Consider the following 14,363-nt stretch of genomic DNA (forward strand, 5'->3'; position numbering starts at 1 on the left):
CGGCCTGCCTGTGCCTGTCTCTTGTGGGGGCGGGGCTTGTTAATGCTGACGATTCGCTTCCTTCCAGCAACTATGCGCCGCCAGCCGGGGGAACGTTCTTTTTGCTCGCTGACAGCAGTTTTAGCAGCAGCGAAGAGGCGAAAGTACGTCTGGAAGCGCCGGGGCGCGATTATCAACGTTATCAGATGGAAGAGTACGGCGGCGTGGATGTTCGCCTGTATCGTATTCCTGATCCGATGGCATTTCTGCGTCAGCAGAAAAACCTGCACCGCATTGTAGTACAACCGCAGTATCTGGGTGACGGTCTGAACAATACGCTAACCTGGCTGTGGGATAACTGGTACGGCAAATCTCGCCGTGTCATGCAGCGTTCTTTCTCTTATCAGTCACGGCAGAATGTGACCCAGGCATTACCGGAATTGCAGCTCGGCAATGCCATCATCAAACCTTCCCGTTATGTACAAAACAGCCAGTTTTCACCGCTGAAGAAATATCCACTGGTGGAACAGTTCCGTTATCCACTATGGCAGGCAAAACCGGTTGAACCGCAGCAAGGGGTAAAACTGGAAGGCGCATCCAGTAACTTCATCTCGCCGCAGCCGGGCAACATCTATATTCCTCTCGGCAAACAAGAGCCGGGGCTGTATCTCGTCGAAGCGATGGTGGGTGGTTATCGGGCAACAACGGTGGTGTTTGTCTCCAATACCGTGGCGTTGAGTAAAGTGTCGGGTAACGAGCTTCTGGTGTGGACCGCTGGCAAAAAGCAGGGGGACGCGAAGCCTGGATCAGAAATCCTGTGGACTGACGGTCTTGGCGTGATGACCCGAGGCGTCACCAATGACAGCGGCACCTTGCAGTTACAACATATATCGCCTGAACGTTCATATATTCTGGGTAAAGATGCTGAAGGCGGCGTTTTTGTCTCCGAGAACTTCTTCTACGAAAGCGAAATCTACAATACCCGCTTGTTTATCTTTACCGATCGCCCGCTGTATCGCGCAGGCGATCGTGTCGATGTTAAAGTGATGGGCCGCGAGTTTCACGATCCGTTGCATTCATCCCCTATCGTCAGCGCACCGGCGAAGCTTTCAGTGCTGGACGCCAACGGCAGCCTGTTGCAAACCGTCGATGTCACACTTGATGCGCGTAATGGCGGGCAGGGGAGTTTCCGCCTGCCAGAAAATGCCGTTGCCGGAGGTTATGAGTTACGCCTGGCTTACCGCAAGCAGGTCTATAGCAGCAGTTTTCGCGTGGCAAACTACATCAAACCACATTTCGAAATTGGTTTAGCTCTCGACAAAAAAGATTTCAAAACTGGCGAAGCGGTCAGCGGCAAACTGCAACTGCTCTACCCGGATGGCGAGCCGGTAAAAAATGCCCGCGTGCAGTTAAGTTTGCGCGCCCAACAACTTTCGATGGTCGGTAACGATTTGCGTTATGCCGGGCGCTTCCCTGTGTCGCTTGAAGGCAGTGAAACAGTTTCAGACGCCAGCGGTCATGTGGCGTTAAATCTTCCCGCAGCAGATAAACCGAGCCGCTATTTACTGACCGTCTCCGCCAGCGACGGCGCGGCATATCGTGTTACCACAACCAAAGAGATCCTCATTGAACGCGGTCTGGCGCATTACTCTCTAAGCACCGCCGCACAATACAGTAATAGCGGCGAGTCGGTTGTGTTCCGTTATACCGCGCTGGAATCTTCAAAACAGGTTCCTGTTACGTATGAATGGTTGCGTCTCGAAGACCGCACGAGCCATAGCGGAGAGCTACCGTCAGGCGGTAAATCCTTCACCGTTAATTTCGAAAAACCTGGCAACTACAATCTGACGTTGCGCGATAAAGACGGCTTAATTCTCGCTGGGTTAAGTCATGCAGTCAGCGGTAAGGGCAGCACGGCGCATACTGGTACGGTAGATATCGTGGCGGATAAAACGCTGTACCAGCCAGGCGAAACCGCGAAGATGCTGATTACCTTCCCGGAGCCAATTGATGAAGCGTTATTGACGCTGGAACGCGATCGCGTGGAACAGCAGTCGCTGCTATCGCAACCGGCAAACTGGCTGACGCTACAACGCTTAAACGATACCCAGTATGAAGCCCGCGTTCCGGTGAGCAATTCCTTTGCGCCTAACATCACTTTTTCGGTGCTGTATACCCGTAACGGTCAGTACAGTTTTCAGAATGCTGGGATCAAAGTTGCCGTTCCTCAGCTGGATATCCGGGTGAAAACGGACAAAACCCATTACCAGCCAGGTGAACTGGTCAATGTCGAATTAACCTCGTCGCTGAAAGGTAAACCTGTTTCTGCGCAGCTAACGGTTGGCGTGGTCGATGAAATGATCTACGCGCTGCAACCGGAAATCGCGCCGAGTATCGGCAAATTTTTCTATCCGCTGGGACGTAACAATGTACGCACCAGTTCCAGTCTGTCATTTATCAGCTACGACCAGGCGCTCTCCAGCGAGCCGGTTGCGCCTGGCGCGACTAACCGCAGCGAGCGGCGAGTAAAAATGCTTGAACGTCCACGGCGTGAAGAGGTGGATACCGCGGCATGGATACCGTCGCTAACCACGGATAAACAAGGCAAAGCGTACTTTACATTCCTGATGCCGGATTCGTTAACGCGCTGGCGCATTACCGCTCGAGGGATGAACGGCGACGGACTGGTCGGGCAGGGGCGTGCTTATCTGCGTTCGGAAAAAAATCTCTACATGAAGTGGAGTATGCCGCTGGTCTATCGCCTTGGCGACAAACCAGCGGCAGGGCTGTTTATCTTCAGTCAGCAGGATAACGAACCGGTAGAGCTGGTGAGTAAATTTGCGGGCGACGAGATGCGCCAGACGCTGACACTGCATAAGGGGGCGAACTATATTTCGCTGGCGCAGAACATTCAGCAATCTGGCTTGTTAAGCGCAGAACTGCAACAAAATGGGCAAGTGCAGGACAGCATTAGCACAAAACTGTCTTTTGTTGATAACAGCTGGCCCGTTGAACAGCAGAAAAACGTCATGCTCGGCGGTGGCGATAACGCGCTGATGTTGCCCGAGCAGGCGAGTAATATCCGGCTGCAAAGTAGCGAAACACCGCAGGAGATTTTCCGCAACAATCTTGATGCGTTAATAGAGGAACCCTGGGGGGGCGTGATCAACACCGGTAGCCGTCTGATCCCGCTCAGTCTTGCCTGGCGTTCGCTTGCCGATCATCAAAGTGCCGCCGCTAACGACATTCGTCAGATGATTCAGGATAACCGTCTGCGGCTGATGCAACTGGCGGGGCCAGGAGCGCGCTTTACCTGGTGGGGTGAAGATGGCAATGGCGATGCATTCCTCACGGCATGGGCATGGTACGCCGACTGGCAGGCCAGCCAGGCGCTCGGCGTAACGCAACAACCGGAATACTGGCAACATATGCTCGACAGCTACGCGGAGCAGGCGGATAACATGCCGTTATTGCATCGGGCGCTGGTGCTGGCGTGGGCGCAGGAGATGAATCTGCCGTGCAAAACGTTGTTGAAAGGGTTGGATGAAGCTATCGCCCGGCGCGGAACTAAAACAGAAGATTTCTCTGAGGAAGACACCAGCGATATCAATGACAGTTTGATCCTCGATACACCGGAATCTCCGCTGGCAGATGCGGTGGCAAACGTCTTAACCATGACGTTGCTGAAAAAAGCGCAGTTGAAGTCCACTGTGATGCCACAGGTTCAGCAATATGCGTGGGATAAAGCGGCAAACAGCAATCAGCCGCTGGCGCACACGGTTGTGCTGCTCAATAGCGGTGGCGACACCACCCAGGCGGCCGCTATTTTAAGTGGTTTGACCGCTGAGCAATCCACTATTGAGCGCGCGCTGGCCATGAACTGGCTGGCGAAATATATGGCGACGATGCCCCCGGTTGTATTACCTGTGCCTGCGGGTGCATGGGCCAAACATAAGTTAACCGGAGGGGGCGAATACTGGCGTTGGGTTGGTCAGGGCGTGCCGGAAATTCTCTCTTTTGGTGACGAATTACCGCCGCAAAACGTGCAGGTCCGCTGGCGTGAACCGGCAAAAACGGCTCAACAAAGTAATTTTCCGGTGACCGTTGAACGCCAGTTGTATCGGCTTATCCCCGGTGATGAAGAAATGAGTTTTACGTTGCAGCCGGTGACCAGCAATGAGATTAACAGCGATGCGCTGTATCTCGATGAAATCACGCTTACCAGCGAGCAGGATGCAGTTCTGCGCTACGGTCAGGTGGAAGTCCCACTGCCGCCGGGAGCCGATGTTGAACGGACAACGTGGGGCATTTCGGTCAATAAACCCAACGCCGCGAAACAGCAGGGGCAATCGCTGGAAAAAGCGCGTAATGAAATGGGCGAACTGGCCTATATGGTGCCGGTGAAAGAACTGACGGGAACGGTCACTTTCCGCCATCTGCTGCGCTTCTCACAAAAAGGGCAATTCGTTCTGCCGCCTGCTCGCTATGTGCGTTCCTATGCACCTGCGCAGCAAAGCGTTGCGGCAGGTAGCGAATGGACCGGAATGCAGGTGAAATAAGTGAACTGGCGCAGAGTCGTTTGGCTATTAACGCTGGTTACCCTGCCGACGTTTGCACAGGAGACGCCGTTACAACTGGCGCTGCGGGGCGCGCAGCATGACCAACTGTATCAGTTATCGTCGTCAGGCGTGACAAATGTCTCGACGTTACCTGAAACGCTCACCACGCCGTTAGGGAGTTTGTGGAAACTGTATGTTTACGCCTGGCTGGAGGATACCCATCAACCGGAGCAGCCATACCAGTGTCGCGGCAACTCCCCGGAAGAAGTTTATTGTTGCCAGGCAGGGGAGAGCATAACGCGCGATACCGCGCTGGTACGCTCCTGCGGACTCTATTTTGCACCGCAGCGGTTGCACATTAGCGCGGATGTATGGGGGCAATACTGGCAACAGCGTCAGGCTCCGGCGTGGTTAGCATCTCTTTCTACGCTGAAACCAGAAACGTCGGTAACCGTTACATCGCTGCTTGATTCATTAGCGACGTTACCCGCGCAAAACAAAGCTCAGGAAGTCTTACTGGATGTTGTGCTGGACGAGGCGAAAATCGGTGTTGCGTCTATGCTCGGTAGTCGTGTGCGGGTGAAAACCTGGAGCTGGTTTGCCGATGATAAACAGGAAATCCGCCAGGGTGGTTTTGCCGGATGGTTAACTGATGGCACGCCGCTGTGGGTTGCAGGTGGTGGCACCAGCAAGACAGTACTGACCCGTTATGCGACGGTACTTAATCAGGTTTTGCCTGTGCCGACGCAAGTTGCCAGCGGGCAATGTGTACTGGTGGATCTGTTTGCTCGCTATCCGTTGAAGAAAGTCACTGAGGAAAAGAGCACGACGGCAGTAAAACCTGGTGTGCTCAATGGGCGCTATCGTGTGACGTTCGCCAATGGTAACCACATTACGTTTGTTAGCCGTGGTGAGACGACGTTACTGACGGAGAAGGGCAAACTGAAATTACAGTCGCATCTCGATCGTGAAGAGTACGTTGCCAGAGTTCTGGATCGCGAGGCGAAAAGTACGCCCCCTGAGGCAGCGAAAGCCATGACCGTGGCGATTCGCACTTTTTTACAGCAAAACGCCAATCGGGAAGGCGATTGCCTGACCATTCCCGACAGCAGCGCCACGCAGCGTGTTTCTGCTTCGCCAGCCACCACGGGGGCGCGAACGATGACCGCCTGGACGCAGGATCTCATCTATGCGGGCGATCCGGTTCATTATCATGGCAGTCGCGCTACCGAAGGCACGCTTTCCTGGCGGCAAGCCACGGCCCAGGCGGGGCAGGGAGAGCGTTACGACCAGATACTCGCGTTTGCTTATCCCGACAACAGCCTTAGCCGCTGGGGAGCGCCACGCTCAACCTGCCAGTTATTACCCAAAGCGAAAGCCTGGCTGGCGAAAAAAATGCCGCAGTGGCGGCGTATATTACAAGGCGAGACGGGGTACAACGAACCAGACGTGTTTGCGGTCTGTCGTTTAGTCTCAGGTTTCCCCTATACCGATCGGCAGCAGAAACGGCTGTTTATTCGTAACTTCTTTACGCTTCAGGATCGGCTGGATTTAACCCATGAGTATCTGCACCTGGCCTTTGATGGTTATCCCACCGGGCTTGATGAGAACTATATCGAAACGCTGACCCGACAATTATTAATGGACTAATGCTATGCGAAAGATTTTTCTTCCGTTGTTACTGGTGGCGCTTTCGCCTGTCGCTCACAGTGAAGGTGTGCAGGAAGTCGAGATTGATGCACCGCTCTCTGGCTGGCATCCGGCAGAGGGCGAAGATGCCAGTTTTTCACAATCGATCAATTACCCGGCGTCGTCCGTCAACATGGCAGATGATCAAAATATCTCAGCTCAGATCCGCGGCAAAATAAAGAATTATGCTGCGGCGGGCAAAGTCCAGCAGGGGCGACTGGTGGTCAACGGTGCCAGTATGCCGCAGAGAATTGAGTCAGATGGTTCTTTTGCGCGCCCTTATATTTTCACGGAAGGCAGTAACAGCGTGCAGGTCATCAGCCCAGATGGGCAAAGCCGACAAAAAATGCAGTTTTACTCAACGCCGGGCGCTGGAGTGATCCGCGCGCGTTTACGGCTGGTTCTCTCGTGGGATACGGATAATACCGACCTCGATCTTCATGTCGTTACGCCTGACGGTGAACATGCCTGGTACGGTAACACGGTGCTGAAAAACAGTGGTGCACTGGATATGGATGTCACGACGGGGTACGGACCAGAGATTTTCGCCATGCCAGCGCCGATTCACGGGCGCTATCAGGTGTATATCAACTACTACGGCGGGCGCAGTGAAACGGAATTAACTACCGCCCAACTGACACTGATCACCGATGAAGGATCGGTCAATGAGAAACAGGAAACTTTTATTGTACCGATGCGTAATGCTGGCGAGCTGACGCTGGTGAAAAGTTTTGACTGGTGATTAATGGGGTTACCTTCGCTGCCGATGTTCAAGAAAACGCCCGATAACTTTCGCTATCGGGCGTTTTTGTTCGTTAATTCAACCGTTCAATCACCATTGCAATTCCCTGGCCGCCACCAATGCACAGTGTTGCCAGCCCCAGCGTTTTATCGCGTGCCTGCATTGCATGTAATAGTGTGACCAGAATACGAGCACCACTGGCACCGATAGGATGCCCGAGCGCGATGGCACCACCGTTGACATTCACTTTCTCAGGATCAAAGCCCAGTGTTTTCCCTACAGCAAGAAACTGTGCAGCAAACGCTTCATTAGCCTCAATGAGATCAATATCCGCCAGTTGTAGCTCCGCCAGTTGTAACGCTTTTTGCGTGGCGGGAACGGGGCCCATTCCCATCAACGCGGGGGCCACGCCGCCGCTGGCATAACTTTTAATGCGTGCCAGTGGTTTAAGGCCAGCCTCCAGTGCTGCAGATTCTTCCATAATCACCAGAGCGGCAGCACCGTCGTTAATACCAGATGCGTTCCCGGCGGTGACTGTTCCTGCTTTATCGAAGGCCGGGCGTAATGCGCCTAACGCTTCAGTCGTAGAATCCGCTTTCGGGAATTCGTCTTGACTGAAGACGAGGGTTTTCTTCCGAGTGACAACATTTACCGGGACGATTTCGGCTGTAAAAGCACCGGACTCAATGGCGGCTGCCGCTTTACGCTGTGAATGTAGCGCCAATTCATCCTGCATTTCACGGGTAATTCCATACTCTTTGGCAACGTTCTCGGCGGTAATCCCCATGTGATAACCGTGGGTGGCGCACATCAGGCCATCGCGCAGGATTACGTCATAAATCTGTCCGTCTCCCAGTCGATAACCAGAGCGTGCTTTTGCATCGAGCAAGTAGGGCGCTAAACTCATGTTCTCCATTCCACCCGCCACGATGCTCTGCGCCTGACCTGCCTGAATCGCTTGTGCGGCAAGCGCCACGCTTTTCAGACCTGAACCACACACTTTGTTGACCGTGAATCCGCACACCGTTTCAGCTAGTCCACTTTTTAGCAGCGCCTGACGCGCCGGGTTTTGCCCCAGCCCGGCTTGCAACACGTTCCCCATAATCACTTCATCGATATGTTGTGAATCGATTCTCGCGCGTTTAATGGCGGCTTGAATCACCGTTGCCCCCAAATCGATGGCACTGGTGGAGGCGAGAGAACCGTTAAAGCTACCGATGGCAGTACGTACCGCACTGACGATGACACAATTTTTCATTTTTCTTCCTTTTATGAGTTGCCGTCAGAACAGCGTTAAACCAATGACGAAAATGACGCCGGAAAAGAGCAGGGCGGTGATGCAATAGCCCATGATGTCTCGGACACCGAGCCCGGCTATTGCCAGTGCAGGTAGCGCCCAGAACGGTTGTGCCATGTTCATCCACTGTTCACCGTAAGCAATCGCCATGACTGATTTACCCAGATCGGCCCCTAACGCCTGCGCGGCAGGAAGGACGAATGGCCCCTGAATAACCCAGTGTCCACCGCCAGAAGGCACGGCGAAGTTAATTAGCGCAGAGCTAAAAAAGGTCATCAGCGGGAAGGTATCTTTGTTGGCGACATTGATGAAAAATTCGGTGATCAGGCCACCGAGGCCGGAGTGTTCCATCATTAACTGGATCCCAGCATAGAAGGGGAATTGCACCAGAATCCCGGCGGTACTGCGCGCAGCCGCACTTACCGCCCGCATATAGGCCATCGGCGTTTTATGCAACAACAGACCGGCAATCATAAACATCAGGTTGACGGTGTTGATGGTGATGTTGAATCCCTTCTCGGAGAAGTACAGCACCAGATAAGCAATGCCCAGAGCACCAATAATCAACGCCAGGATGCGACTTTCTTCCAGTTTCTCTGAAGGTGGGGCGTCTGCAGGGAGCTTCTTCTGGAAATCCGCTTCTTCCAACAACAGCTTCGGATCGATACTCACCACGTCGGAAGGCTTAGGCGTCATCATGCGGGTGATAAACGGCATCACCACAATCAGGGCCAGGGTGATAAAGATGTTGTAGCCAGTAAACAGGGTATCGCTGACCGGAATTAACCCGGCGACATGCTCAACGGGATTCCCCGGTGTTGCTGCCAGTAGCGGCATTGAGCCGGAAAAACCACCGCCCCAGGTGAGAAAGCCGATGTAGGCGCAAGCGATCAACAACGGATAGTCGGAGCCTGGTACCCGACGTGCAACTTCGCGAGCAAACATTGCGCCAACCACCAGACCGAATCCCCAGTTGATTACGCAGGCGACGGAACCAAAAAAGGTGACCAGCATGACCCCTTGGGTAGGCGTTTTGGCTGCTGACGCCGCAGTACGTAACAAACTTTTCACCGGACCAGAACTGGCGAGTGCATGTCCGGTCACGATGATGAGCGCCATCTGCATCCCGAATGCCAGCAGATTCCAGAAGCCGTCGCCCCAGAGCTTCACCATGCTGACTGGAGTTTGTGGCGTTAGCCAGAGTGCTACTGCAAAGGTGATTAATGTCAGTAGCATGGCGAAGATCAGGGGATCGGGAAGCCAGCGACTGACAAAGCGCGTCATAAAACGCGAGATGCGACCGATCATAGCGCCCCCTGTGGGAGCAAAAGATCATCAGCGACGGCGAACTGCGCTTCAGTTTTGGCACGCACAGTTTCTAAATCACAACCTTCGGCAATTTCAGTGAGCCACATCTTGCCATCGATAAAGCGGAACACCGCCAGTTCTGTCACCAGTATATGAACTGCGTGAAGGGCGGTTAGCGGCATGGTGCATTGACGTAAAATTTTTGCTGAACCATCTTTGGCGCAATGTTCCATGGCAATGATCACTTTGCGCGATCCGGTCACCAGATCCATCGCACCACCCATACCAGGTACCATTTTTCCTGGCACGACCCAGTTGGCGAGATTGCCTTGTTCATCGACCTGTAAGCCACCGAGTACACAGGCATCAATATGACCACCACGAATCAGCGCAAATGACATCGCGCTGTCGAACATCGCTGCGCCGGGTAAAACGCCACACGGTTGTCCGCCTGCGTTAACCAGATCTGGATGCGCTGTTGTGACTGGGCCTAAACCGAGGAAGCCGTTTTCCGATTGCAGAGTAATATGAATACCCTCCGGCAAATAGTTGGCGACCATTGTGGGTAAACCGATCCCTAAGTTAACGATGTCACCATCACAAAGTTCCTGCGCCACGCGGCGCGCAATACGTTGTTTTGCGTCCATTATTTGCTCTCCTGCGGAATGATGATGTGGTCGATAACGGCACCGGGGGTGACAATGTGGTCAGGTTGCAATTCGCCGGTGTCGACCAGTTCGTCGGGTTCCACCAGCGTGATGTCTGCTGCGAGAGCAATCAGGGGGTTAAAGTTGCGGGCGCTGAGTTGGTAGGTGAGGTTTCCGAGTGCGTCGCAACGGTGGGCGCGGATCAACGCCAGGTCTGCCCGCAATGGACGTTCAAGCAACCAGGTTTTGCCATCGAGGGTGAGCGTTTGTTTGCCTTCTTCGACGACGGTGCCGACACCGGTTGGGGTGAGAAAACCACCAAGTCCAGCACCGCCACAGCGAATTTGCTCAATCAACGTACCTTGCGGTACGAGAACGACCTCCATTTCGCCAGAAATCATACGCCGTCCGGTTTCCGGGTTGGTGCCGATATGTGAAGCGATGACTTTGCTGACCCGACCGTTGACGATCAGCGGGCCAGTACCAGTATCAATAAATGCCGTGTCATTGGCGATTAATGTCAGATCCCTGACACCGGACTCCAGTAATGCCTCAACGAGGCGGGGAGGCGTGCCAATTCCCATAAAACCACCAACCATAATGGTCATGCCATCGCGAAAGAAGCTGGCGGCGTCCTCTATGCTCATCAATTTTGTTTTCATTTTTTATCCCTCTTGAATACACCGTTGTGGGTACACAGAAGGCATAGCAAGGGGAGTGCCAGAATGAAGTTATTCGATGTCGATTTCTAATGTATTGAAAAAAAGGGAATTAAAAAAATAAGGAGGGTAGGAGGTAATACACTGCTATGCAGAAATTTGCGCACTGTGCAAATTTCTGCATAGCAGTTTTTGTCTTACGTACCAGCTGGATCAATACCGTATTCTTGCAGTTTGTACATTAACGCGCGGCGACTGATACCGAGCATCAGTGCGGTGCGGGTACGGTTTCCCTCCTGTTGCTCCAGCACTTCAATAATGATCCGTTTCTCTTCACGCTTAATCTCTTCTTTGAGATTGCGTTCGCCAACTGGAGTGCTCTTCGCATCGCTATTCAGGCTTACAGACTGGCGAAATTGTGGTGGTAGATCTTCTGCAAAAATCACCGGTCCTGAGTTCATTACCACGGCGCGTTCAATGACGTTGGAAAGCTCTCGGATATTGCCTGGCCACGACCAGCTGGCGAGCAACGACATCGCGCTGGGGTCTATTTCGATAATATCGCGCTGGTTTTCGCTACTGAATTTTTGCAGAAAATGGTTGGCTAACAGGGAAATGTCTTCACGTCTCTCGCGAAGCGGCGGCAATATTAAATGAATTACGTTAAGGCGATAAAAGAGATCTTCACGGAAAGTCCCTTCTTTTACCATTGCGTCCAGGTCACGATTGGTAGCGGCAATAATGCGAATATCGACTTTGATGGTTTGATGACCACCAATCCGTTCAAATTCCCTTTCCTGTAAAATACGCAATAATTTGGCCTGCAATACCAATGGCATTTCACCTATTTCATCCAGGAATAACGTTCCGCTGTCGGCACGCTCAAAAAGCCCCTGACGTAGCGCTTGTGCACCAGTAAATGCGCCCTTTTCATGACCAAAAAGTTCGCTTTCAAGCAGGGATTCTGGTAGCGCGGCACAATTAATTTTAATAAATGGCCCATTGGCGCGTCGGGAGTTGTAATGGATCGCCCGGGCGATCAGCTCTTTACCCGTACCACTTTCGCCGCTGACTAATACGCTGGCCTGGGAGAGGGCGATTTTTGCCGTATCCTTGCAGATTTCCTTCATGGCCGGGCTGTTGGTTAATATGTGGCCCCACTGCCAACTGGCGCTTAGCGCTTGATGTAGCTGGCGAATCTCTTTCTTCATTGACTGCAGCTGTAATGCGCGCTGCACGACCAGGTTCAGTTCATCCAGATCAAACGGTTTGATTACGTAATCAAACGCACCGCTGCGTAAGGCTTCCACCGCCGTTTCGACCTCCGCATACGCGGTCATCAGGACAACGGGCGTACGAGGGTTGTGACCACGCATCGCTTTTAACGCGCTGATGCCATCCATTTCCGGCATCCGGATATCCATCAGCACTACGTCCGGCTGCACACGGGTGAACAGAGGCAAGGCTTCTTGTCCATTACTGGCGCAGTGAGTGTCATAACCCTGCAAAGAAAATGCGGTGGACAACATACGACGCACATTCTCTTCGTCGTCGACAATCAGGATTCGGTAAACAGCATTCATAAGGGCAAATTTTCCTGCGGATCAATCGGTAAGATAAGGGTAAATGTGGCACCACAGCCGGGGAGGCTGGCGACGCGTATATCGCCCTGATGCGCATTAATAATTCGTTGGCTTAGGGCGAGGCCAAGTCCCGTACCGGACGCTTTGGTGGTAAAGAAGGGATCAAAGATTTTTCTCTGTAGTGACAGGTCGATGCCGCAGCCGTTGTCTTCAATCGTGATCGCCTGCTGGTTAGCCATATACATCCACGTGCGAATGCGGATTTCCCCGCGCGCGGTGATAGCTTGCACGGCATTGATCAACATATTCAGGATTACCTGCTTGAGTAGTTCTCGATCTGCCACGATCGCAGTGAGTGAAGGATCAAGCTCTGTAATAAAGTCGATTCGTGCCTGTACGCCGGAGGTTTGGGCAAGAATCAGCGTCTCTTCGATCAAGGCATTGAGATACACTTGTTGCCACTGGCTTTTACGCGGACGGGAAAAATCCAAAAGCTGCTGAATAACTTTATTAATGGAATCAATCTCATTCAGCACAATTGAGAGATATTCCTTGTGCTCTGACTGGGGAGTCTGTTGGCGAATGATTTGCACGTAACCCCGGATGGCGGTGAGAGGATTGCGCACTTCATGGGCTACGCCCGCCATCAGTTCCCCCAGGGTGGCGAGTCTTTCCGTCTGCGCCAGTCGCCGCTGGCCCTCTTTACGCGCCGTCAGATCGGAAAAAATCACTAAAGCGCCAATCATTTGGCCATGTCCGTCATGGATTCGGCTGGTGGTGGCGCTGATTTCAATGGTTCGGTCGCGTCCGGGATAGCTGATTTCCAGTGCCATATGTTCAATGCCGTGCGCCAGCGTATCGAGGACAGGGCTATAAAAATGGGTGTTGGCAAATAGCGTGGCGTAAGGCTGGCCTACCAGCTCGTGACGTTTGTATCCGGTAATGGCTTCCGCTGCGGGATTCATGGTGATCACATCGCCTTGTCGGTCAATGGCAATCACGGCATCGGCGGCATTTTCAATAATCAGGTCATTGAGTGTTTTCGATTCACGAAGCGCATCGGCAAGGTTATTCACACAACGGCTGATTTGCCCTAGTTCGCCAGGTAGCGGTGGCAATTGTGTAGGATTATTCTGCGCTAGCGTCGACAGACCCGCGGTGATGATATCGATGTTGGCGCTTAAACGACGGGAAAAAAGCACAATCAACAGCAGACTAATCAGCAGCCCGGCAGAAAGGACAATGATTATCCGCACGTCCATTTTCCATGCCTGACGACGAATATCCTCCGTTAATTCATTCGCCCATATATAACCAAGCACGATGCCCTGGCGTTCTATTGGGATCATGGAATTCATAATATCGCCGCGGACTTGCCTGCCGGAAAAGAGTTGTGGCGTGTTGGTTTGCATAACGATATTGCCGGGATGATCCGGGGTGATGCTAATACCTACATTGCTTTGATAGAGTGCCGACGGGGCATAAGTGATAATTGCATCCAGTCCTTTGTGGTAATAGCCAGCCCCGACACCGGGAAATGCTCGGGTAATACGTTCAGTGATGGGAGCCAACTCATGATTCAGTGCCTGGATGCGTGCCTCACGAGGCAGATGTTGGTAAAGCGCAAAGCGTTCTTCCAGTGCGGCGTTCAGCAACTGCACAACTGCCGCTAATTTTTTCTCTTTTTCAGATAAGACCGCTGACCGACCCTCAGTTTCTACGATATAACCAATAGATAGCGTCGGAATGATGACCATCAGGATTGCCATCATAATGAGCTGGTTGCGCAGACGACGTGGGTACAACCACTTCAGAGAGTGCATGCTGGGTATCCGGGTTGGTTTTTCAGGCAAACGACGATTATCAGGGGTTAAGGTAATGATTTCTCGGCGGTGTATCA

The 14,363-nt window shown here is 52.8% G+C and carries 9 protein-coding genes; 3 read left to right on the top strand and 6 right to left on the bottom strand.

The features are described 5' to 3' along the window. The first annotated feature begins 23 nt into the window (after positions 1–23). From FEK42_RS01250 to FEK42_RS01260, 3 genes are read left to right on the top strand one after another with little or no spacing between them, the layout of a single operon-like run. Positions 24–4,538: an alpha-2-macroglobulin gene (locus tag FEK42_RS01250; RefSeq protein ID WP_205714127.1), complete on the top strand. Its 4,515-nt coding sequence runs from the start codon at positions 24–26 to the stop codon at positions 4,536–4,538. Further along, the gene (locus tag FEK42_RS01255) at positions 4,539–6,188 is read left to right on the top strand and encodes a YfaQ family protein (protein ID WP_138211710.1); all 1,650 of its coding nucleotides are present in this window, start codon (positions 4,539–4,541) and stop codon (positions 6,186–6,188) included. It abuts the gene before it with no gap. A 4-nt stretch (positions 6,189–6,192) separates the two neighbouring features. Beyond that, positions 6,193–6,969 (top strand): YfaP family protein, encoded by a 777-nt coding sequence (locus tag FEK42_RS01260; protein ID WP_001559478.1) that lies wholly within the window; start codon positions 6,193–6,195, stop codon positions 6,967–6,969. A 73-nt stretch (positions 6,970–7,042) separates the two neighbouring features. On the opposite strand, the gene atoB is transcribed toward FEK42_RS01260, so the two are convergent. From atoB to atoS, 6 genes are all read right to left on the bottom strand, one after another. Further along, positions 7,043–8,227: an acetyl-CoA acetyltransferase gene (gene atoB / locus FEK42_RS01265; RefSeq protein ID WP_135492829.1), complete on the bottom strand. Its 1,185-nt coding sequence runs from the start codon at positions 8,225–8,227 to the stop codon at positions 7,043–7,045. 24 nt (positions 8,228–8,251) lie between these two features. Next, positions 8,252–9,574, bottom strand: coding sequence for a TIGR00366 family protein (locus FEK42_RS01270; RefSeq protein WP_130207152.1), 1,323 nt, complete (start codon positions 9,572–9,574; stop codon positions 8,252–8,254). Beyond that, the gene (locus tag FEK42_RS01275) at positions 9,571–10,221 is read right to left on the bottom strand and encodes a 3-oxoacid CoA-transferase subunit B (protein ID WP_130207151.1); all 651 of its coding nucleotides are present in this window, start codon (positions 10,219–10,221) and stop codon (positions 9,571–9,573) included. The genes FEK42_RS01270 and FEK42_RS01275 overlap by 4 nt, the downstream gene beginning before the upstream one ends. Further along, on the bottom strand, positions 10,221–10,883 hold the full coding sequence (gene atoD, locus FEK42_RS01280) for an acetate CoA-transferase subunit alpha (protein ID WP_000850521.1): 663 nt from the start codon (positions 10,881–10,883) through the stop codon (positions 10,221–10,223). The genes FEK42_RS01275 and atoD overlap by 1 nt, the downstream gene beginning before the upstream one ends. A 194-nt stretch (positions 10,884–11,077) precedes the next feature. After that, on the bottom strand, positions 11,078–12,463 hold the full coding sequence (atoC, locus tag FEK42_RS01285; RefSeq protein ID WP_135492828.1) for an acetoacetate metabolism transcriptional regulator AtoC: 1,386 nt from the start codon (positions 12,461–12,463) through the stop codon (positions 11,078–11,080). Then, positions 12,460–14,286 (bottom strand): two-component system sensor histidine kinase AtoS, encoded by a 1,827-nt coding sequence (gene atoS / locus FEK42_RS01290; protein ID WP_138211711.1) that lies wholly within the window; start codon positions 14,284–14,286, stop codon positions 12,460–12,462. The genes atoC and atoS overlap by 4 nt, the downstream gene beginning before the upstream one ends. Positions 14,287–14,363 lie beyond the last annotated feature (77 nt).

The organism is Escherichia sp. E2748 (assembly GCF_005781125.1).
GTDB lineage: Bacteria > Pseudomonadota > Gammaproteobacteria > Enterobacterales > Enterobacteriaceae > Escherichia.